The sequence below is a fragment of the Peptoniphilus faecalis genome (assembly GCF_012976305.1).
Taxonomy (GTDB): Bacteria; Bacillota; Clostridia; order Tissierellales; family Peptoniphilaceae; genus Peptoniphilus_A; species Peptoniphilus_A faecalis.
In genome coordinates this window covers 21,525-42,941 of sequence record NZ_JABDSR010000010.1, presented here as the reverse complement: position 1 = coordinate 42,941, position 21,417 = coordinate 21,525, and the positions used below count along the sequence as shown (strand labels likewise).

Annotated in this window: 19 protein-coding genes; 15 read left to right on the top strand and 4 right to left on the bottom strand. The window is 31.3% G+C overall.

What is annotated here, in order from left to right:
• Positions 1-5: 5 nt before the first annotated feature.
• The 8 genes from HKO22_RS07950 (at position 6) to HKO22_RS07915 (ending at position 10,745) form a co-directional block, all read left to right on the top strand.
• The gene (locus HKO22_RS07950; protein WP_169969837.1) at positions 6-1,184 is read left to right on the top strand and encodes an amidohydrolase; all 1,179 of its coding nucleotides are present in this window, start codon (positions 6-8) and stop codon (positions 1,182-1,184) included.
• A complete protein-coding gene (locus tag HKO22_RS07945) occupies positions 1,174-1,731 on the top strand; it encodes a cyclodeaminase/cyclohydrolase family protein (RefSeq protein WP_169969835.1) in 558 nt (185 codons plus the stop codon). Before HKO22_RS07950 ends, HKO22_RS07945 begins: the two co-directional genes overlap by 11 nt.
• A 19-nt stretch (positions 1,732-1,750) precedes the next feature.
• Positions 1,751-3,088: an aminotransferase class III-fold pyridoxal phosphate-dependent enzyme gene (locus HKO22_RS07940; protein WP_169969833.1), complete on the top strand. Its 1,338-nt coding sequence runs from the start codon at positions 1,751-1,753 to the stop codon at positions 3,086-3,088.
• Between the two features lie 2 nt (positions 3,089-3,090).
• Complete coding sequence (gene hutH, locus HKO22_RS07935; protein ID WP_169969831.1) at positions 3,091-4,626, top strand: histidine ammonia-lyase; 1,536 nt, start codon at positions 3,091-3,093, stop codon at positions 4,624-4,626.
• Positions 4,627-4,637: 11 nt separating this feature from the next.
• Entirely contained in the window at positions 4,638-5,519 is an 882-nt protein-coding gene (gene ftcD / locus HKO22_RS07930; RefSeq protein ID WP_169969829.1) for a glutamate formimidoyltransferase, read from the top strand.
• 24 nt (positions 5,520-5,543) lie between these two features.
• Positions 5,544-7,223, top strand: coding sequence for a formate--tetrahydrofolate ligase (locus HKO22_RS07925; RefSeq protein WP_169969827.1), 1,680 nt, complete (start codon positions 5,544-5,546; stop codon positions 7,221-7,223).
• Between the two features lie 750 nt (positions 7,224-7,973).
• Entirely contained in the window at positions 7,974-9,545 is a 1,572-nt protein-coding gene (locus tag HKO22_RS07920) for an AbgT family transporter (RefSeq protein WP_169969825.1), read from the top strand.
• Positions 9,546-9,557: 12 nt separating this feature from the next.
• Positions 9,558-10,745: a M20 metallopeptidase family protein gene (locus tag HKO22_RS07915; protein WP_169969823.1), complete on the top strand. Its 1,188-nt coding sequence runs from the start codon at positions 9,558-9,560 to the stop codon at positions 10,743-10,745.
• A 296-nt stretch (positions 10,746-11,041) separates the two neighbouring features.
• Here the strand turns inward: HKO22_RS07915 and HKO22_RS07910 are convergent, their stop codons facing one another.
• Together HKO22_RS07910 and HKO22_RS07905 are read right to left on the bottom strand one after the other, a co-directional pair.
• Positions 11,042-12,886: an ABC transporter ATP-binding protein gene (locus HKO22_RS07910; protein ID WP_169969821.1), complete on the bottom strand. Its 1,845-nt coding sequence runs from the start codon at positions 12,884-12,886 to the stop codon at positions 11,042-11,044.
• Positions 12,876-14,609 (bottom strand): ABC transporter ATP-binding protein, encoded by a 1,734-nt coding sequence (locus tag HKO22_RS07905; protein ID WP_075659767.1) that lies wholly within the window; start codon positions 14,607-14,609, stop codon positions 12,876-12,878. Before HKO22_RS07905 ends, HKO22_RS07910 begins: the two co-directional genes overlap by 11 nt.
• A gap of 144 nt (positions 14,610-14,753) precedes the next feature.
• Between HKO22_RS07905 and HKO22_RS07900 the strand changes: the two genes are divergently transcribed.
• Both HKO22_RS07900 and HKO22_RS07895 read left to right on the top strand, forming a co-directional pair.
• Complete coding sequence (locus HKO22_RS07900; RefSeq protein WP_169969819.1) at positions 14,754-14,993, top strand: CDIF630_02480 family spore surface protein; 240 nt, start codon at positions 14,754-14,756, stop codon at positions 14,991-14,993.
• A gap of 41 nt (positions 14,994-15,034) precedes the next feature.
• Entirely contained in the window at positions 15,035-15,586 is a 552-nt protein-coding gene (locus tag HKO22_RS07895) for a phosphatase PAP2 family protein (protein WP_169969818.1), read from the top strand.
• On the opposite strand, the gene HKO22_RS07890 is transcribed toward HKO22_RS07895, so the two are convergent.
• Positions 15,560-15,997: a nucleoside deaminase gene (locus HKO22_RS07890; RefSeq protein ID WP_169969816.1), complete on the bottom strand. Its 438-nt coding sequence runs from the start codon at positions 15,995-15,997 to the stop codon at positions 15,560-15,562. The two genes, HKO22_RS07895 and HKO22_RS07890, sit on opposite strands and share 27 nt — an antisense overlap.
• Positions 15,998-16,116: 119 nt before the next feature.
• Here HKO22_RS07890 and selD point away from each other — a divergent pair, with 119 nt between their 5' ends.
• The 5 genes from selD to HKO22_RS07865 are packed head-to-tail and all read left to right on the top strand — an operon-like array spanning position 16,117 to position 19,993.
• Positions 16,117-17,136, top strand: a complete 1,020-nt coding sequence (gene selD, locus HKO22_RS07885) for a selenide, water dikinase SelD (RefSeq protein WP_169969814.1) — start codon at positions 16,117-16,119, stop codon at positions 17,134-17,136.
• Positions 17,137-17,712 (top strand): sulfurtransferase-like selenium metabolism protein YedF, encoded by a 576-nt coding sequence (gene yedF, locus HKO22_RS07880; RefSeq protein ID WP_169969812.1) that lies wholly within the window; start codon positions 17,137-17,139, stop codon positions 17,710-17,712.
• Positions 17,706-17,966 carry a DUF3343 domain-containing protein gene (locus tag HKO22_RS07875; protein WP_169969810.1) on the top strand — a complete coding sequence of 87 codons (261 nt, stop codon included), beginning with the start codon at positions 17,706-17,708 and terminating at the stop codon, positions 17,964-17,966. The genes yedF and HKO22_RS07875 overlap by 7 nt, the downstream gene beginning before the upstream one ends.
• On the top strand, positions 17,963-19,105 hold the full coding sequence (locus HKO22_RS07870) for an aminotransferase class V-fold PLP-dependent enzyme (protein ID WP_169969808.1): 1,143 nt from the start codon (positions 17,963-17,965) through the stop codon (positions 19,103-19,105). Before HKO22_RS07875 ends, HKO22_RS07870 begins: the two co-directional genes overlap by 4 nt.
• Before the next feature lie 9 nt (positions 19,106-19,114).
• Positions 19,115-19,993 carry a DegV family protein gene (locus HKO22_RS07865; RefSeq protein WP_169969806.1) on the top strand — a complete coding sequence of 293 codons (879 nt, stop codon included), beginning with the start codon at positions 19,115-19,117 and terminating at the stop codon, positions 19,991-19,993.
• A 66-nt stretch (positions 19,994-20,059) separates the two neighbouring features.
• Here the strand turns inward: HKO22_RS07865 and HKO22_RS07860 are convergent, their stop codons facing one another.
• On the bottom strand, positions 20,060-21,367 hold the full coding sequence (locus tag HKO22_RS07860; protein ID WP_169969804.1) for an MATE family efflux transporter: 1,308 nt from the start codon (positions 21,365-21,367) through the stop codon (positions 20,060-20,062).
• Between the last annotated feature and the right edge of the window lie 50 nt (positions 21,368-21,417).

The window sequence follows — 21,417 nt, the reverse complement described above, 5'->3', positions numbered from 1 at the left end:
ATTATATGAAAATAGAAGATAAACTTATTGAATCTATTGAGTCTTTAAAAGAGGAAGCTTTTCAATTAAACAGGTGTCTATTTGATAATCCAGAATTGTCGGGAAAAGAATATAATTCTGTAAAAAAAATTGTAGAGGTTTTAAATAAGTATGGAATAAAAACTAGGTTGAATTATTGTGATTTAGAGACCTCTTTTTTAGGCAAAGTTATTGAAAATAAGGATTCTAATGTAAAAATAGGGATTTTAACAGAATACGATGCCTTGCCTGGAGTCGGACATGCTTGCGGTCATTCAGCTTCTTGTGCAATATCGGTTCTATCTGCACTTGCAATAAAGAAAAATGAAGAAGATATAAAAGTTAATGTTGATATAATTGGGACGCCTGATGAAGAAAACGAAGGCTTAAAAATTCCAATGGCTGAAAAAGGTGCCTTTGATGATTATGATTATGTAATTATGGTTCATCTTGATACAAAGAATAGACCAAATTGGAAATTACTTGCTTTTGAAACTTATAAAATAGAGTTTTTTGGGAAACCTGCCCATGCTGCAGCGTCTCCTTGGGAGGGTAATTCAGCTTTAGATGGCTTGATGCTTGCTATTCATGGATTCGATATGATGAGAAAATGTACAAAACCTGGGACTATTATAGAAGGATATATAACAGAAGGAGGTGTTGCTACAAATATAATAACTGATTATGCTAGTGGAATGTATACGTTTAGATCAAATGATTTTAATTATATTAAAAGTACTTTAATTCCATGGATGGAGAATATTGTTTATGGTTGTGCTAAAGCAACTAGAACTAAAGCAAAAATAACAAAACATGGGTATCCATTTATGGATATGAAGTATAACAATATTGGAACAAAAATAATTTCAGATATAATGAAAAAATATCAGATGGAAAATTATGAACAGGAAAAAGCAGTAGGTTCATCAGACATAGGCAATGTTAGTTATAGATGCCCTTCTTTTCATCCATCTGTGGCAATAACTAATGAAGATATAAGTTTACACACAAAAGAATTTGCAGAATTAGTTGGGTCTGATGCATCAAAAATGGCCATTGAAAATGGGGCGAAAACAATCCTCGGTTTTATTGGTAGGACAATAGATGATAAAGACTTAATAAAAAAAATAAAATTAGAATTTAATGGAGATAAAAATGGATTATAAAAAAATACTAGATATGATGTTAGATGAAAATGATTTTACAGTAGGAGGTGGATGTGCATCTGCTCTTGCTGGCGCAATGGCATGTGGATTAATGGGAATGGTTGCAAATCTTTCTAAAGGTAAAAATTATGGATATGAAGATGAAAAATACGATGCAATTATTAAAGAACTAAACGACATGAAAGGAAAATTTTTGGAAGGAAGTGTTAATGATAATAAAGCTTACCTTTTAATTGTAAATGCTTATAAATTACCAAAGTTAACTGATGAAGAAAAACAAGAGAGAAGAAAAGCTATACAAAATGCTGGAGTTGAGGCAGCTAATGTTCCTCTATCAAATGCTCTTTTAAACAAGAGAACTTATGACATTGGAAGAGATCTTTTAGAAAAATCAAATCCAGCAGCTATTACAGATTTGCAAGCAGGAATTGACTTAGCTAAAGTTGGTATTGATGCAGGACGTGCAAATGTACTTGCAAATATTTCCCTTATAAAAGACGAAAAAGTTGTAGAAGATTTGAAGAAACAACTTAAAAATTTAGATTAATATTATTATTTAATAGTTTATGAAAAAAAATAAAAGATTAATTTCTATTGATGAAAAGTATATTGGCAAGTCCACTAGAGCTATATATTTTCCACTAGTTGCAAAGAAAGCTGAGGGAGTAAAGGTAACTGACTTAGATGGAAATGAATTTATTGATATGATAAGTTCAGCTTGCGTTGTTAATACTGGATATAATCACACAGAGATAGTTGAAACTATAAAAAAACAAATAGACAATTACATTCACTTCACAAATGATTATTTTTACACTGAACCTCAAGTTAACCTTGCCAAAGAACTTGTAAGGATAACTCCTGGAGATTTCGATAAAAAGGTTATATTTGGATTTTCAGGTTCTGATGCCATTGACTCTTCAATAAAAATTGCAAGAGCTTATACAGGAAGGTCAAAGTTAGTTTCCTTCGTTGGGGCATATCATGGATCTACTTATGGAGCTATATCTTTAAGTGCAATAGACACTAATATGAAAAGAAAAATTGGACCATTGTTACCAGAAGTGTTTCACTTGGATTATCCTAATATTTTAAATAAAGATAAAAACATCACCGAGGATGAGTTTGCAGATATTGAATTTAACAAATTTTTAGATAATTTCAATTATTATATACCTAGAGAAGAAGTAGCGGCAATATTTATTGAACCAATAATTGGTGATTTAGGTTTAATCAAAGCTCCTAAAAAATTCATGAAAAGACTTAGAAAATTTTGTGATGATAACAAGATTTTATTAGTCGTTGATGAAATCCAACAGGGTTTTGGAAGGACGGGAAAGTGGTTTAGTATAGAACACTTTGATATAATTCCAGATGTTGTGGTAATGGGAAAGGCTATGGCGTCAGGATTGCCAATGAGTGCTGTACTTAGCAAAAGAGAAGTTATAGATTCAATAGATATGCCAGCTCAGCTTTTTACTCTGCAAGGCAACGCTTTATCTTCAGTAGCAGCACTTAAAACTATAGAGATAATTGAAAGAGATAATCTTCTTGATAGAGCAACTGTATTAGGAGAATATATAAAAAGTAGATTTAAAAAGATTAAAGTAAAATCTTCTTATATAGGAAATATTAGAGGTACTGGTCTTAGTATTGGAGTTGATTTAGAAGATAAAAAAGAAAAATATTCTTCTAACGATTTAGTAAAAAAAGTATCTTATAGATGTTTTGAAAAAGGAGTTATCCTCATTTATTTAGTAGGAAAGACATTAAGAATACAACCACCTCTTATTATTAGCGATGAAGAGATAAAAGAAGCTATGGATATTATAGAAGAGGTTTTTGAAGAACTTGAACAAGACAAAATAGAAGATAAAGTATTGAAAAAAATAAAAGGATGGTAATTATGGAGAAAATTATAAAAATTAATGGCAGTAGTTTAACAATTGAAGACGTAGTAAATGTTGCTAGATTTAATGCTAAGGTAGAACTTGACGAAGCACAAAAAGAAAAAATTTTAAGATCAAGGGAGTTTGTTGAAAAAGCTTTAGAAGAAGGAGAAGCGATATATGGAATCAACACAGGCTTTGGAAAATTTTCAACTGTTTCAATATCAGAAGAAGAATTAGATTTATTACAGAAAAATCTAATTTATTCTGATGCTTGCGGAGTTGGAGAGCCTTTTGATACAGAAATAGTTAGAGCTATGATGTTACTTAGATTAAATTCTATTTGCAGCGGATATTCAGGTGTTTTGATGAGTACAATAGAATGTTTAATCAATATGATAAATAAAGGAGTTCATCCAATTATTAGAGAAAAGGGTTCAGTAGGAGCTTCTGGGGATTTGTGTCCTCTTGCTCATATGGTTTTACCTATGATTGGTGAAGGTGAAGCTGAATATAAGGGAAAGGTAATGTCAGGGAAAGATGCTATGAATAAAGCTGGCATCAGTACTATAGTATTAAAGGCAAAAGAAGGACTCGCTCTTATTAATGGTACACAAGCTATGACAGCGAACGCTGTGCTTGCAGTATATGATACAGAAAAGCTATTAAAAGAAGCAGATATTACAGCTTCTCTTAGTATAGATTCACTTGAAGGTATCATTGATGCTTTTGATGAGAGAGTTCATTTAGTTAGACCACACAAAGGACAAATTGATGTAGCAGAAAACCTCAGAAATCTTTTAAAGAATTCAAAGAGAGTTACAAAGCAAGGTGAAAAGAGAATGCAAGATTCTTATTCACTAAGATGTATTCCTCAAGTACATGGAGGTTCAAGACTTGCTTTTGATTATGTAAAGAAAACTGTAGAAACCGAAATAAATTCAGTTACAGATAATCCTTTAATTTTTTCAGGAGAAAATGGAGCATGCATATCTGGAGGTAACTTCCATGGACAACCAATAGCAATTGCTATGGATACACTAGGAATTCTTGTGGCAGAAATTGCTAATATTTCTGAAAGAAGAATAGAAAAAATGGTAAATCCAGCTCTTTCTCATGGGCTTCCTGCATTTTTAGTTAAACATGGAGGGATTAATGATGGATTTATGATTCCGCAATATGTTGCTGCAGCACTTGTATCTGAAAATAAAGTACTTGCACATCCTGCATGTGTGGATTCAATTCCAACATCAGCAAATCAAGAAGATCATGTAAGCATGGGGACAATTGGGGCAAGAAAGGCAAGGACAATAGTCAACCATGCACAACATGTAGTTAGTATAGAGCTTCTTTGTGCAGCTCAAGCAGCAGATTTTGGGGATATAGATAAATTAGGTAAGGGTTCAAGAGTTGCCTATGATGTTTTAAGAGAAGAAGTAGGTTTTATGGAAAATGATGTTATTTTTTATCCTGACATGGATAAATCTTTTGAAATAATTAAATCTGGAAAATTATTAGAAGAAGTTGAGAAAGCAGTTGGAAAAATAAAATGAGGGAGTTAAAAATGGATAAAGTTTTAATGGCAGAAGTTAATATTAGCGAAGGTACAAATATTGATCTTGTAAATGAAGTTAAAGAAGCACTTTTAAGTGTAGATAGTATTGAAGTTATAGATATTGATTCTAACGGAGATCACAATAGAACAGTTTTTACTTATAAAGGTAATCCAGAGCTTGTTTTAGAAGCGACAAAAAGACTTGCTAAAAAAGCGATTGAATTAATTGATATGACAAAACACAAGGGTCAACATCCAAGAATGGGTGCTGTGGATGTAGTTCCATTTATTCCAGTAAAGAACTATACAACAGAAGAAGCTGTGGAAATTGCAAAGAGATTCGGTAAATTCTTAGGTGAATTAGGAGTTCCTGTATATTATTATGAAGATGCACAAGAAAAAGAATATAGAAAATCCCTTCCAAAAATTAGAAAAGGTCAATATGAAGCTTTGGAGGAAAAGATGAAAGATGAAAAATGGCAACCTGATGAAGGACCAAAAGATTTTAATGCAAAATCAGGAGCGACTGTTACTGGAGCTAGATTTCCACTTGTTGCATTTAATATTAATTTAGAAACAGATAATTTAGAAATTGGAAAGAAAATTGTAAAATCAGTAAGGGCTGCAACTGGAGGATTCACTTATATAAGAGCAATAGCATTAAAACTTGAAGATAAAAACCAAGTTCAAGTATCAATGAATATGGTTAACTACGAAAAAACTCCAATTCATGGAGTGTATGAAACAATTAAATCAGAAGCTAATAGATATAATGTCCATATACATGACACAGAACTTGTTGGACCTGTTCCACTTTATGCACTTAGAGATGTATTAGATTTTTATATTAAAATTAGTAATACTTTCTCTATGGACCAAATTTATTCTTAATTTCATAAAAAAAGGAGGATTAAAATGATCTTTAAGACGGATATACAAATTGCTGACGAAGCTAAGATGCTACCAATTGAAGAAGTAGCAGCTATAGTTGGAATATCAAATAGTGACCTTGAGTACTATGGAAAATATAAAGCAAAAATTAGCTGGGATGCTATAAAAAGAATTGAAGAAAAAAACAAAGATGGAAAGTTGGTTTTAGTTTCGGCAATTTCACCTACTCCAGCAGGAGAAGGAAAATCAACTGTATCTATAGGTCTTGCACAGGGATTTAATAGAATAGGGAAAAAATCTGCAGTAGCACTTCGTGAACCTTCATTAGGACCAGTATTTGGTGTTAAAGGGGGAGCTGCAGGTGGAGGATATTCACAGGTTGTACCTATGGAAGATATCAACTTGCATTTTACGGGAGATTTTCATGCAATAACATCAGCAAATAATTTAATCTCAGCATGTATAGATAATCATATTCATCAAGGGAATGAGCTGAAAATAGATATAAGACAAATAATTTGGAAAAGAGTTATAGATATGAATGATAGAGCTCTTAGAAATGTTGTAGTTTCATTAGGCAAAAAAGCAGATGGATTTCCAAGGGAAGATCATTTTATGATAACTGTAGCTTCAGAAATAATGGCTGTACTTTGTCTTTCAGAAAGTTTAATCGATCTTAAAGAAAGAATAGGAAAAATGATAGTTGCCTATAGTCTTGATGGGGATGCAGTAAAAGTTTCTGACCTTGGAATAGAAGGTGCAGTAGCAATGCTTCTTAAAGATGCTTTAAAACCAAATTTAGTACAAACTTTAGAAAACACGCCTGCCTTTATCCATGGAGGACCCTTTGCTAATATAGCTCATGGATGCAACTCAATCCTTGCAACAAAACTAGCCTTGAAAACTAGTGAATATGCAGTAACAGAAGCTGGATTTGGCGCAGACCTTGGGGCAGAAAAATTTATGGATATAAAATGTAGAGTAGCTGGATTAAAACCGGATGCTATTGTAATAGTAGCTACAATAAAAGCATTAAAAATGCATGGAGGAGTAGATAAAAAGAATTTAAAACCAGAAAATGTTGAGGCATTAGAAAAAGGTTTTGAGAATTTAAAACGACATGTAGAAAATGTTAAAAAGTTTGGAGTGCCTGCAATAATTGCAATAAACAGATTTGAATCTGACACAGAAAAAGAAATTACTAAGCTAAAAGAACTTTGTGAACAATTAAATGTTAGAATTTCACTATGTGAGTGTTTTGCAAAAGGAGGAGAAGGTGCAGAAGATCTTGCTTCTCAAATAGTAGAATTAACTGAAAGGGAGAAGTCTAATTTTAAATATATATATGATATAAATGACTCAATTACTGAAAAAGTAAACACAATAGTTAGAGAATTATATAGAGGTAGACAAGCTAATTTTACAAAAGCAGCACAAAATCAAATTAAAAAATTGGAATCTTTAGGGCTTGATAAATTACCAATTTGTATAGCAAAGACACAGTTTTCTTTCACAGATGATCAAAAAATAATGGGAGCACCTACTGATTTTGATATTGAAGTTCAAGATATAAGAGTTTCAGCAGGAGCTGGTTTTATTGTTGTACAAACTTCTAATATAATGGTTATGCCGGGTCTTCCAAAAACACCAGCAGCAAATAAAATGGATATTGATAATAATGGGATTATTACTGGATTATTTTAATATTCTAAAAACTATAGTTTACCTTTCTTTATATAATTATAAACATGAAGACAATAGTGATGTTGCAGAATAGATAACTCTATTCTGATCATCACTTTTTTTATTAAACATTTGAATCTAGAAATTATCTTTTTTGATTGAAAAAATTTTTTTAAGTTGCTTTGTATTTTATTATTTTTTGATGGTATTTTATTTAGATTTAAGAATATTGATAATAGATTTATTTTACTTACTGCATCTGGCTTTACTTTATGATGGAATTTATATGATAATCTTGATTTTATTTTAGAAAATGCTATTTCTGATTTAATTGTTTTATTAACTTATTTTACATAAGTTAATAAAACAATTAATGAATAAACTTTAACACAGAAATATATGTATAGAAGTCAAACGTTTGTGATAAAAACCCTAACATAGATTCTTTTATTCCATCTCATTAAAGATGCTTTAGAAATTTTGTAGCTCCTTATTACAAAGGCAACAGAATGTCCACTTTTACAATTTTGACAGTATGATATCATGCATCTAATATGTAGTAAATATCTTTGGTTTTTTATATTCATAGAGAGTATCCTTTCTTTTTATATTTCGTTAATTTAACTATACAGGATATCTCTCTATTTTTCTTTTATTTGATCTCACATCAATTGTAACGCTGCGTTTAAAAGAAACACATTTATAAAAAAGTTGATTATCACATTCAATTCTTTTATAATTTAATCAAATAATAAATTAAGGAGGAAAATCATGAAGAATTCAAATTCTAGAAATAAAAGTAGCTCTAAATTAGGTAGTTTTATCAGTATAATTGAAAAGGTTGGAAATAAATTACCACATCCATTTTGGTTATTTGCAATTTTTTCGGCAATTACATTGATTTCATCTTTTTTACTTTCAAAATCAGGTATATCAGTAAATTACTTGACATCAGTCGAAGGTAGTTTAGAGACGACAGAAGTTACAGTAAATAATTTATTAAGTTATTCATATATGAGAGAATTTTTGTCGAACTTAGTAAAAAACTACATAACATTTCCACCTTTAGGTGTTGTTTTAGTAATGATGATGGGAGTTGCTCTTATTGAGCAAACAGGATTATTAAATGCTTTCATAAAAAGATTAGTTCTTGGTTCTCCAGCCTATTTAGTTACAGCTATATTAGTTTTTATTGGTATAAATTCTAGCATAGCTTCAGATGCTGGAATTTTGTTCACTCCAGCAATAGGAGCTGTAGTTTTTAGCAGTTTAGGAAGAAATCCGTGGATAGGGATAATAGCTGGTTATGCTGCTGCTTCTGGAGGGTTAAGTGCAAGTTTATTCATAAGCAACTCAGATGTTCTCCTTGCTGGTATTACTGAAAGTGTAGTTACGAGTATGAACTTAGAGGGTTCAACAACACCAGTTATAAATTATTATTTTATGGCTACTATGACAATATTACTTACAATTTTTATAACTCTGGTCGCAGAGAAATTTTTAGTTAAATATCTAGGAGATCATAAATCTTCTATAAAAAACAATAGTAGCATAGATACTAATTTAAGTGATTTAGAAAAAAGAGGATTGAAATTTGCTGCATTTGGATTAATTTTATCTGTTTTTATAATATTATTTTTAACTTTACCCGATAATGCTTTTTTTAAGAATGAAAAAGGAGGCTTCCTTCCAAAATCTCCTTTAATAAGCTCAGTTATGCCTATAATATTTTTTATATTTTTTATGATAGGTACTTTTTATGGAATTGGAGCAAAAACAATTACAAAAGCAAGTGATATTCCAAGACATATACAAGAAGAATTGAAAGGAATGACATCTATTTTCCCAACAATGTTTACAGCATCTATGTTTGTAACTTTGTTTAATGCTAGCAAAATAGCAACCATAATTGCAGTTAAGGGATCTAATTTTTTACAATCATTAAATATAGCTTCAACATTATTGATAGTTTTATTAATTTTATTGTGTACAGTATTGAATTTATTTATAGGAAGCGCATCAGCAAAATGGTTAATTTTAGCACCTGTATTTGTTCCTATGTTTGCACTTATGGGATTTTCACCAGCTTTAACACAAGTTGCTTATAGGATAGGAGATGGAGCCACTAATATAATTTCACCTATAGCTGGTGCCGTACCTGTAATATTAGGATTATTAGAGGATTATAAACCAGTTGATTATGAAAAAGAAGTTGGTTTAGGTACTATGATATCTCTTGAATTACCTTTTACATTTACACTTTTAATTGTTCAAACAATTAGCTTGATAATCTGGTTTATATTTGATATTCCTCTTGGGCCTGGTGCTGGTGTTGGTATATAAAAAGGGGAGAAAATGATGAAATTATATCAAATAAAAAAAGAAATAGAATTAAATATTAATAAATTCATTGAAATTAGAAGATACCTTCATAGAAATCCTGAATTATCTATGAAGGAATACAACACTACAGATTATATAATAAAAAAATTACAAGAGTTCGGATTAACTGAAATAAAAAAAATTAATTCTACTGGTGTAGTTGCTGTAATTCGTGGAAAAAGTAAAAAATGTGTAGCAGTGAGAGCTGATATTGATGCTTTACCAATGAAAGAAGAAAATGATCTTGACTTTAAATCAGTTAATACTGGTGTTATGCATGCATGTGGGCACGACGTTCACATAACTTCTTTATTAGGCTGTGCATATATCCTAAATAAATTTAAAGAAGATTTAGACGGAAGTGTTAAATTAATATTTCAACCTGCAGAGGAAATCGGACAAGGTGCAAAGTATATGATTGAAAATGGTGCATTAAGCAACGAACCTATCCCTAAAGCCATATTTGGATTGCATGTATGGCCAAAAATAGAAGCTGGGAAAATCTATCATAGACATGGGAAAATGTGTGCGTGCTCTGATACTTTTGATATTGTCATAAGAGGAAAATCAGGACATGCAGCACATCCAGAAAATTCTGTTGATCCTATAATGATTTTAGGTAATCTTATTTGTGCTATTCAGAATATTTTATCCAGAGAAACTGATCCTCTAGAACAAGGTGTAATAACAGTTTCGGCAATACACGCAGGAGATGCATATAATACAATACCAGATGAAGTTTCAATTAAGGGTGCAATTAGAGCTTTATCTGAAGATACCAGAATATTTTTACATGATAGATTAAGAGAAATAGCGAAGGGTGTTTGTGAAACATTCAGGGCGTCGTGTGAAGTTAATATACATTTTGGAACTCCTGTATCTTTTAACGAAGATTTTGTTTCAAACATTATAGAAGAGTCAATTATTAAATATTTAGGTGATGAAAATTATATTTATAACCCTAATCCTTCTATGGGATCAGAAGATTTTGCATATTATGGACAAGTAATTCCTGCTGCTATGTATAGATTAGGGACGGGGTTTAAAAATACAAATAATGCACCTTTGCACTCCTCAAAATTATTAATAAATGAGGATGCATTATTTAATGGTGTTTTATCAATGGTAGTTATAGCCTTTAATTTATTAGAAAAACTTTAAATTTTATTAAAGTTTATTGATTGAAGAAAGAAATTAACTAAGCGTAGTTTTAATCTTATGCTTTTAAAACGAGGATAATAAAAACGGCTCTATAACATCTATTGGTAAGTAAAATCTCTATAGATATTATAGAGCCGTTTTTTTGACTTTTGCAACAGCTCCTTTTTTGTACATATATTTATAGCTATAATATTATTTAAAAAAGGATAATGTCTTAAATTTTATTACATATTAGTCTTAAATTCTAATTTTAGGTCAGTTCAAAATCCAGAATCCCTTTATGTCTATGAATAGGTTTATTCGTCGAAGCCACCTGTGTAGAGGTTGTAATAAATTCCTTTTTGTTCAAGTAAATCTTTATGGTCTCCTCTTTCTACAATTTCTCCATTTTGTAAAACTATTATTACATTGGAATTCATAATAGTTGAAAGTCTATGGGCGATTACAAAAGTTGTTCTGCCTTTCATAATTTCGTCCATTCCACTTTGTACAATTTTTTCTGTATGAGAATCTATGGAGGATGTTGCTTCATCGAGAATCATAACTGATGGATTAAAAATTTCTGCTCGGGCTATGGATAATAGTTGCATTTGACCTTCAGATAATTCGCTGCCTGCTCCAGTGATAATTGTGTCGTAACCATCCTTTAGATTTTTTATGAAATTATGAGCGTTAGTTCTCTTGGCAGCTGCAATAGTTTTTTCCATGTCAACTTCATCTACAGAATAATTTATATTTTCTGCAATTGTTCCGGTAAATAGATGCGTATCTTGAAGGACCATACCAAGTGATGAGCGAAGATCTTTCTTTTTTATTCTCTTTATATCGAAGCCATCGAAGGTAATTTCACCACTGTCAATGTCGTAAAATCTATTTATTAAGTTTGTGATAGTGGTTTTTCCTGCTCCAGTTGCGCCAACGAAGGCAACTTTTTGCCCTGGTTTTGCATAGAGATTTAGATTTTTAAGAATTTTATTCTTGCCGTCATAGGAGAAAGATACGTCATTAAATCTAATATTGCCCAAAAGTTCTCTGTATTCATCTGTTACAAGGTCATGCCAAAAATATTTTTCTTTTCCATTAACTTCACGTACAACTTTTTCTACGTCACCAGAATAGTCTTCTGGACTGACTTCTAAGAAGTCAAAAATTCTTCTTGCACCTGCAATTGCAAGCACAACGGAATTTATATTGCCACCTATTTGACTCATGGGCCCAGTAATGGTTCTTGATAGCTGCAAGAAAGATGCAACTACGCCAACAGTAATACCAAAGCCGCCATGTACTGCCATTAGTCCGCCAATTACTGCAAATAAAATGTATTGAAAGTTCCCAATTCCAAAGATCATTGGAAAAAGGAAAAGTCCTAATCTATTTGCGATCATGGTGTTTTCCATAAGTTCATCGTTTATAATTTTGAAGTCTTTTTTTGCAGCTTCTTCGTGATTAAAAACTTTTATGACTTTTAGTCCGTCAGTCATTTCTTCGATGTATCCATTGGTTTTTGCGAGAGAATTTTGTTGACTCATAAAATAATGGGAGGATTTTCCACCAATTACATTCATGACAAAAATCATAAGTCCAACTGTAAGGATTATTATAAGAGACAACAATACAGATTGAGAAAACATGGCGATTAAAACCATTGTTATTGTCATAAGTGAGGATACAAAGGAAGGAAAAGATTGGGAAATCATATCTCCAAGTGCCCTTACGTCATTTGTGTAGTAACTCATAATGTCGCCGTGACTTTTGCTGTCGAAGTAAGATACTGGAAAAGACTGCATCTTTTTGAACATCATCTTTCTAATGTCTCCGAGAGTGTTTTCGGAAATGTAAACCATTAGCCTTGAATATGCAAAGGATGCAAGTACACCTATTGCTAAGAATAAAGACATTTTAATTAGCAATGCCAAGAGATTTGAAAAATCGGGAACGTCAGTATTTAAAAGTGGAAGTACATAGTCGTCGATTAAAAATCTCATGAAAAGTGAGACGGAAATCGTGGCAAAGGATGAAATTATTACAAATAAAGAAACTGCAAGGAGTTTATATTTATGCCTCTTAAAGATAAAGGAAAATAATTTTTTTGCTGCAGTTTTATTTTCTAGAGATGTAATTTTTGTTTTATTATTGCGCATCAAAATCACCGTCGCTTTCTTGAGTTTCATTAATTTCTTTATAAATTTTACTGTTTTTGATTAAATTTTCGTGTGTTCCAATGTTCTCTATTTCACCAGAATCCATGACGATGGTATAATCAGTATTTTTTAGTGATTTAATTTTTTGTGAAATCAAAATTTTTGTCATATCGGGTCTTAAATTGTTTAGAGAATTAATTATTTTTTCTTCGGTATTATTGTCTAGGGCTGAAGTTGAGTCATCCATAATTAAAATTTTCGGGTTTTTTAAAATAGACCTTGCAATAGAAATTCTCTGTTTTTGTCCACCAGAAAAGTTAGTGCCACCTCTTTGTACAACCATGTCGAGATCTTTTTCTGGGTCTATAAAGTCGTCGCATGACGCAATATAAAGTGCCTCTTTTAACTCTTCGTCAGATAAATTTTCATTAGCCCATTTTAAATTTTCACGAAGTGTGCCAGTAAATAGTTGGTTTTTTTGTAAAACGACAGAAACTTGATCTCTAAGAGCTACAAGATCATAATCTCTAACATTTTTTCCACCAACATATACTTCTCCACTTGTAGTGTCAAAAAGTCTTGCTATTAGACTTATGAGAGTAGATTTACCAGAGCCTGTTGGACCAATTATTCCAACATAGTCCCCAGAGTTTATCTTTAAATTTATATTTTCTAAAACTGATTTTTTTAGGTCACCTGAATAAGAAAAATAGACATCATCAAAAACAATTTCTCCATTTTTCACTTCACTTACAGCATTTTCAGGACTAAATATAGATGGTTTTGTAGCAATTACTTCGTTTATACGTACAATGGAATTTCTCGCTATAGTGATTTGTACGATAATCATTGAAAGCGTCATGAGCGAAATTTGAATTTGAATTGCATAAGTCACAAGACCTGTTAGTGCACCGGTGCTCATGTTTCCAGCCACAATGAAGTGACTACCAAGCCATGCAATTAAAATCGTCATAAGGTATGTGGAAAAATTCATAAGTGGATTTGTAAAGGCGAGAAGTTTTTCTGCCTTGATGTAATTATTTTGAAGATCGTCAGAAACATTATTAAACTTTTTTATTTCCTTATCTTCTTTTACAAAGGATTTAACAACTCTAATTGCAGACAAGTTTTCTGACACATCTGTGTTTAATTTGTCTGTTATTTCAAAAACTCTTTCAAAAATTGGATAGGCTCCCTTGATTATAATCCCCATTCCAATTGCAATTAGTGGAATTATAATTATAAAGGTTGGAGCAAGTTCTTTGGAGAGTTTAAAACTCATGATAAAACAAAAGAACATTGTAAGTGGAGATCTTATCGCCATTCTAGTAGTCATTTGGAATGCCATTTGTACCATTTGTACATCGGTAGTCATCCTAGTGATGAGAGTTCCTCTCTTGAATTTGTCCATGTTTTCAAAGGAAAAATTTGTAATATTCTCAAACATGGAGTAACGCATATTTTTTGCAAGGCCACTTGATGCCTTTGTGGCAAGATAACCTGAAATTATGCCTGTTGCAAGAGAAATTGCTGCACATATAAATAATATAATGCCAAAATGAATTATATTTTCACTTGAATTTTTTAGTATGCCTTGATCAATAATTTTTGTCATGTAAAAGGGAATAGATGTATTCGTTAAAACTTCTAACAAAACAAAAAAAGGCGAGAGTACTGCATACTTTTTGTACTCGCCTAAATTATTAAAAATAATTTTTAACATATAACACTTCCTAAATTTATTTAATTATAACATATATATACCCAAAATAATTTAATAAAACACTTTAATAAAAATATTATATACCTTATTTAAAGGAATTGTATTTAAACCGCATTTGTAATAATATATATATGGAGGGATATTATGGTAGACAATAAAAAAGAAAAAGATTTAATTGAAAACTCTAAGACTCTTTCTGATTCAAAAAAGAAAGAAATGAAAGCAAACATTGATCAACAAAGGGAAATAAAATCAGAAGATAGACCAGATTCTGATATATACGCTAAAACTAAAGAAAAAGATCATGAAACGGGAATTAAAATCCCAACAGATGCAGAAGTTGAAGAAGCTAAAGAATGGGTTGACAAAGAAAATAGAATGTAAAATATGGCCTAGTGATGGGCCTTTTTTCATAAGAGGTGCAAATGGACAAGAAATTTTTAGATTGGCTTCTTAGCATAAGGACTGAGACATTAAATAGATACATGATTGCAATTACACATCTCGGGACAGGTGGTGCTATTTGGCTATTTACAACATTTATTCTCTTTTATCTCGGATTTCGAATTGAGAGCATAAACATAGCTCTAGCACTAATTTTTAACGGGATAGTGTGCAATTTACTTTTAAAGAATATTTTGAAAAGGAAAAGGCCTTCTTGGATTTCAAAGGTTGAACTTTTGATAAAGAATCCAACAGACTTTTCTTTTCCATCGGGTCACGCATCTTCATCCTTTGCTGCTGCACTAACTATTTATTTTTACTTTAAAGGAATGGGGATATTTTTTCTAGTTGTTGCAACATTAATTTCACTATCAAGAATTTATCATTTTGTGCATTATCCCAGTGATGTAATAATCGGGGCAATACTCGGAATAATAATTGCTCTTTTAACAAAAAATAATTATGATAAATATATATTAGAATTTTTGCAAAGTAATGCTATATTTTTATTTAGACCTCTTCCTAAGCTCTAAGAAAAATTTGGTAATTAGATTTGCACATTCTTTTTCGCAAATACCAGACTCATAACTAATATTGTGATTAGTTATGAGTTTTTCTATTTTCTGATGAGAAACAACTGCACCAAATCTTTTGTTTCTAGCACCAAAATATAAATTTCTAATTCTAGAATTTAAAATTGCACCAACACACATTAGACAAGGTTCTAAAGTTACATAAATGTCTGAACCTTCTAGATGATAGGAATTTAAATTTTTAGATGCCATATTTATCGCCATAATTTCTGCGTGAGCAATGGGAGAGTGAAGTTTCTCTTTTTTATTGTATCCATATCCAATTATTTTATTGTTTTTTACTATGACACATCCAATGGGCACATCATCTGATAAAAGTGATTTCTTTGCGTAATGGATTGCCTCTTTCATATACTTAATTTCCATAAAATTATTATATCAAATAAATTTTTTTAATGTGTTGGATTTTTGTTTCTATAAAAGTTTATATGAAAAACCCTCTCTGTGATATAATATTTAAAGGTGATAAAATGTCAGAATTAAATTTAGAACTTGAAGTTTGTGGCGGATGCAATGAAAAAATTGACGTTAAAGATTTAACCAGCATTCTAAAAGATTTAAATCCTTATAAAAGAGAAGAAATAACTGTGGGTTTTGATAAAAGAGATGATGCTTGTGTTTACAAAATAAACGAGGACATCTCACTTGTTGAGAGTTTAGATTTTTTTTCTACAATGGTAAAAAATCCCTATGACTTTGGAAGAATTGCTGCAACAAATGCGATTTCTGATATTTATGCAATGGGTGGAGAGCCAAAATTTGCACTAAATATAGTTTGTTTTCCCGAGGGAGAGAATCTCGAAATTTTGAGGGAGATTCTCCGAGGTGCAAGTGATGTATGTAGGGAAGCAGAGGTTTCAATAACTGGTGGGCATTCCATTCACGATAGTAAAATAAAGTTTGGTCAATGTGTGACAGGAATTGTTAAAAATAGAGAAATTTGGAAAAACAATGGTGCAAAAGTGGGAGATTATTTTATTTTGACAAAACCAATTGGAGTGAGTCTTGTTATGAGTGCCTATTCCGTAGGCATGACATCAGAAAACAATTACATAGAAGCAATTAAAAAAATGACTACATTAAATAAAGATGCAGCAGAAATTTTAAAAAAATATGAAGTTTCCTCTGTTACAGATGTAACGGGATTTGGTTTGATAGGTCATTTAGACGAATGTACTGAAAATTCTGTGGAAATTTATGCGGATAAAATAAGTTTTTTGCCAGGAAGTTATGAAGCTGCTAGTGAATTTTTATTTACTGCAGGAGGGCAGAGAAATAGAAGGGCACTAGAAGATGAAGTTGACTTTACTTTTGATGATTTTGCACTAGAAGAAGTTCTCTTTGATCCACAAACTTCGGGAGGTCTTTTATTTTCAGCAAAAAAAGAAGAAGCAGATAAAATTTTAGATGAAATGAAAAAAAGGGGAATACCTGCCTTTTTTGTTGGTCGTGTAATTCCAAGGGAAAATAAAAAATTTAAGGTGATATAAATGGAAATTGATGCAAGGGGATACGTTTGTCCAAAGCCAGTCATCATGGCAAAAAGGGCAATTAGCGAAAATAATACAGAGCAACTATTAATAAAAGTTGACAACGAGATTGCAACAGAAAATTTGAGAAAAATGGCAGACCAATTGGGGTATAAATCAACTGTAATTGAAAATTCTAAAAATGATTATGAAGTACATCTTAAAAAAATAGGAGATGTTAAAAAATTTGAAGATATTGACGACGAGTATGTAGTGATTTTTTCTTCAGACAAACTTGGCATTGGCGAAGAAGAATTTTCGAAGAAGCTAATGGAATCTTTCACTTACGCCCTTTCAGAAGAAGACAGTCATCCAAAATATATTTTGTGTTACAATTATGGAGTTCATCTAACTACAATAAATGAAAAAATTGTAGAAGATTTAAAAAAACTAGAGGAAAAAGGCACAGAAATTTTATCATGTGGACTTTGCCTTGAAAATTATAAATTAAAAGATAAATTAAAAATTGGCGAGATAACAAATATGTATAGAATTTGTGAAATAATGACAAAATATAGAGTTGTAAAGCCATGCTAGAATACTATATCTTGACCTTTGATTCTTCAAATAAATCAATTAAGGCGGAGAGGGTCCTTCGTAAAAACAAATTAAAGGCGAGGGTAATTCCTATTCCTGAAGAACTTTCAAGGGGTTGTGGATTTTCTGTAAAGCTGGAGGGCGAGCTAGAAATTGCCAAGGATTTTTTAAAAGAAAAAAATATTTATTCAAGGGGAATATATAAATTCAAAGAAGATTCTGGAAGGAAAATTATAAAGATTGGTGAAAAATGATTTATTTAGACAATTCATCTACTACTCTTATAAAACCAGATGTGGTTTCAAAGACTTTATATGAAGCTATTGCAAGCCAAAAATACTCCAATCCATCTCGTGGATTTTACCAAGAGGCGATAAATTCCAGTGAAGCAGTTTACGATGTAAGAGAAATCATAGCAGAATTTTTTGGAGTAGAAGACCCACTAAATGTTGCCTTCACGGCAAATATTACTACTTCACTAAACTTAGTTTTAAATTCGATTTTTAAAAAGGGAGACCACATAATTACAAGTGTAACGGAGCATAATTCGGTCCTAAGACCGCTATACCAACTTGAAGATAGAGGTGTGGAGCTTTCCTTTATAGACATTGATGAAAATTATAACTTAAAATTAGAGGAACTTGAAAATTATTTAAAAGACAATACTAGGGCAATAGTTATAACTGCCGAGTCTAATGTAAGTGGAGTTAGGACTGATTTAGAATATATTTACGAATTTGCCATTGCTCATGATCTTTTAGTAATCATTGATGGAGCACAAGTTGCAGGAACTGCAAAAATAAAATTTAATGAGAGAAAATATCCAAGGCTAATTTTTTGCATAACAGGACACAAAGCTCTTTTTGGGCCGACGGGGACTGGAGCGATAATAGATATGTCGGGGGAAAAATTTAAAAATGTATTCACTGGCGGTAGTGGGGTAAATAGCTTTCATAGATTTAATTCAGTTGAGATGCCCGATGTATTTGAATATGGTACAATTAATTTTCACTCAATACTGGCACTTGGTGCAGGAGTAAAATTTATTGACGGGATTGGAATAGAAAGAGTTTCAGAAAAAATTCACTCATTGCGACAAAGACTTTTTTATGGTATAAGGGAAATTCCAGGGATAAAATTATTTTCAAATGAAAGGGACTCAAGCATAGTTTCCTTTAACTACAGAGAATATCCGTCATCTGAAATTTGTAAGAAAATGTATAAAATAAATAAAATTGCCTCTAGGGGAGGAATACACTGTGCACCACTTTTCCACGAGAAAGTCGGAACAAAGACAAGGGGCATAGTGAGGTTATCACTTTCCTATTTTAACAACAAGGACGAAATAAATAAGACAATAGATACGATAAAACTGATAGCAGAAACTAGCTAGGAGGAAAAAATGACTTTTAAAATAATATCTGACTCTTCATGCGATTTAGATAAATTGACGCTGGAGAAACTGAGTGTAGATGTTTTAAAAATAAAAAGTACAGACGAAAATGGTGAAGATTTGCCAGAAGAAATAACCAATAAAGAAATTTACCGAGAAATGAGAGAGGGAAAATTTTTTAAGACAAGTCAAATTACTTATTATGAGTACTTAAAAAAATTCGAAGAACTTGCAAGTGAGGGACTTGACATTATTTGCATGACACTTTCGTCTGGACTTAGCGGAACTTTTCAAAATGCTTACATGGCAAAAAAAGAAGTTGAAGAAAAATATAATGTAAAAATAGAAGTCTATGACTCTCTTGCAGCATCAGTTGGATTTGGTCAAATAACATATTTTGCAGGACTCGCCGCAAAAAATGGTGCAAGTTTCGAAGAGATTTCAAGGCTTATAGAATTCTTAATTGCAAACACAAAACATGTTTTTACAGTTTTCGATTTAAAATATCTTTACGAAGGGGGAAGAGTTTCAAGGGCAAAGGCAAGAATTTCAAATGTCCTAAATATTCTTCCAATACTAGAGGTCGATAAAGAGGGAAAACTTTATGTTTCCGATGTAGTTCGTGGGAAAAACAAATCCTATAAAAGAATGGTAGAAATTATTTCTGAAAAATCCACATCAGATGGAAGCGACAGAATCTTTCCAGTTTATGCAGATGATAGAGAAATTTTAAATCCTCTAATTGATAGATTAAAAGATAAAGGTTATGAAAAATTTTTATGCCTAGAGATAGGTCATGTAATTGCAGCTCACGTTGGCCCAGACATATGTGGTCTAGGTTATTTAACAGAAAATATTCCAGAAGAATTTAAAAAGTACTTAGATTAAAATAATAAATCTAAAGGGGAAGTCAAAACTATGACTTCTTTTTTGTTTAAATTCGATTTTTTGAGGTTAAGGTTTTTTAGTCATCTTCTTTAATGAATAAAGGGAGATTAAAAATACTATAAATTCAGATACAAAGGCTCCAAGGAATAAATATCTTGTTCCAAAAAGTTTTACACATAGATAAATAGAGATAAATAGAGAAATAGATCCTCTAACAAGATTTATTAATATTGAATATTTTGGCTTTCCAATTGCTGAAGAAAGTGATGCTATGAACAAATTACTTCCTGATAATAAAAACATCAAAGCGTAAAGCCTCATCGGTCTAATGGAAGATGAAATCATGGTCTTGTTTTCTAAAAACATATTAAATAATTTTTCTGCTCCAAAATAAGATATTGCATACATTGTAATTGCAATTATAGATATAAAAACAAAACTCATTTTAATAATTTTCAAGCTTTTTTCCCTTTCCTGTGATCCGTGGTAATAGGATAGAAGAGGAAGAGTACCATGACAGACTCCCTGGAAAGTTGAGTTTGCAAAAAGCGACATATAATTTATAACTGCGTAGGCAGATAAAAATTCTGGTGAGATGTATTTAATTATAAATAGATTGAAAATAAAGACGAAGGTTGCTGTGTTTAGTTCTGATATAAATTCGCCAAAGCCATAAGATGCTGTGGTTTTTAAATAATCAAAAATTTCTCTAGAGCTCATTTTTATTTTTATAAAGCGAAGATAGCCCTTTGTAGATCTAAAGTGAATAAAAAATATGAGGCAAGATAGAAATTGAGCAATACCAGTAGCAAAGGCAGCACCTTTTACTCCCATTTGAAATTTGTCGATTAAAATATAATCTAAAACAATATTTGTAACGCAAGCGGAAATTGCACCGAATATAGCAGTTCTAGGATATCCATCTACCTTTACCAAAACTTCAAAGGCATAAGAAATTATATAAAAGGGAGAGAAAAATACGATTATAGATAAATATTGGTGTGACAGAGGAAATAAATTAGAGTCAGCACCCAAAAATAAAAGGATTTTATCCATAAAAATTAGTGCAAAAGCAGCAAGAAGAACTGCAAAGGCAAGTATAAAAACAATTATAAAAGTAAAGACTTTATTTGCTTCATCTCTATTTCCCTTGCCAAGTTTAATACCAATTATTGTTTGAGATCCGACTCCCGTTATAATTGCAATGGCAAAGAGAAAGTTCACATATGGAATTACTATTGTTACAGCAGATAATTCTAATTCACCAGCAAAATTTGCTACAAAAAAGCCATCGACAATTGTGTAAATTGAAAAGACCCACATGGCAATAATTGATGGGATTACAAATTTAAAAAACTGTCTTTTTAAGTTCATAAAACACCTCTATTTATTTAATTATATATCAGCATAAATTTTGAATCAAT

Bases quoted from the DNA above. Each gene is read 5' to 3' on its own strand.
- HKO22_RS07950 (WP_169969837.1), top strand. From the start codon at position 6: ATGAAAATAGAAGATAAACTTATTGAATCTATTGAGTCTTTAAAAGAG.
- HKO22_RS07945 (WP_169969835.1), top strand. From the start codon at position 1,174: ATGGATTATAAAAAAATACTAGATATGATGTTAGATGAAAATGATTTT.
- HKO22_RS07940 (WP_169969833.1), top strand. From the start codon at position 1,751: ATGAAAAAAAATAAAAGATTAATTTCTATTGATGAAAAGTATATTGGC.
- hutH (WP_169969831.1), top strand. From the start codon at position 3,091: ATGGAGAAAATTATAAAAATTAATGGCAGTAGTTTAACAATTGAAGAC.
- ftcD (WP_169969829.1), top strand. From the start codon at position 4,638: ATGGATAAAGTTTTAATGGCAGAAGTTAATATTAGCGAAGGTACAAAT.
- HKO22_RS07925 (WP_169969827.1), top strand. From the start codon at position 5,544: ATGATCTTTAAGACGGATATACAAATTGCTGACGAAGCTAAGATGCTA.
- HKO22_RS07920 (WP_169969825.1), top strand. From the start codon at position 7,974: ATGAAGAATTCAAATTCTAGAAATAAAAGTAGCTCTAAATTAGGTAGT.
- HKO22_RS07915 (WP_169969823.1), top strand. From the start codon at position 9,558: ATGATGAAATTATATCAAATAAAAAAAGAAATAGAATTAAATATTAAT.
- HKO22_RS07910 (WP_169969821.1), bottom strand. From the start codon at position 12,886: ATGCGCAATAATAAAACAAAAATTACATCTCTAGAAAATAAAACTGCA.
- HKO22_RS07905 (WP_075659767.1), bottom strand. From the start codon at position 14,609: ATGTTAAAAATTATTTTTAATAATTTAGGCGAGTACAAAAAGTATGCA.
- HKO22_RS07900 (WP_169969819.1), top strand. From the start codon at position 14,754: ATGGTAGACAATAAAAAAGAAAAAGATTTAATTGAAAACTCTAAGACT.
- HKO22_RS07895 (WP_169969818.1), top strand. From the start codon at position 15,035: ATGGACAAGAAATTTTTAGATTGGCTTCTTAGCATAAGGACTGAGACA.
- HKO22_RS07890 (WP_169969816.1), bottom strand. From the start codon at position 15,997: ATGAAAGAGGCAATCCATTACGCAAAGAAATCACTTTTATCAGATGAT.
- selD (WP_169969814.1), top strand. From the start codon at position 16,117: ATGTCAGAATTAAATTTAGAACTTGAAGTTTGTGGCGGATGCAATGAA.
- yedF (WP_169969812.1), top strand. From the start codon at position 17,137: ATGGAAATTGATGCAAGGGGATACGTTTGTCCAAAGCCAGTCATCATG.
- HKO22_RS07875 (WP_169969810.1), top strand. From the start codon at position 17,706: ATGCTAGAATACTATATCTTGACCTTTGATTCTTCAAATAAATCAATT.
- HKO22_RS07870 (WP_169969808.1), top strand. From the start codon at position 17,963: ATGATTTATTTAGACAATTCATCTACTACTCTTATAAAACCAGATGTG.
- HKO22_RS07865 (WP_169969806.1), top strand. From the start codon at position 19,115: ATGACTTTTAAAATAATATCTGACTCTTCATGCGATTTAGATAAATTG.
- HKO22_RS07860 (WP_169969804.1), bottom strand. From the start codon at position 21,367: ATGAACTTAAAAAGACAGTTTTTTAAATTTGTAATCCCATCAATTATT.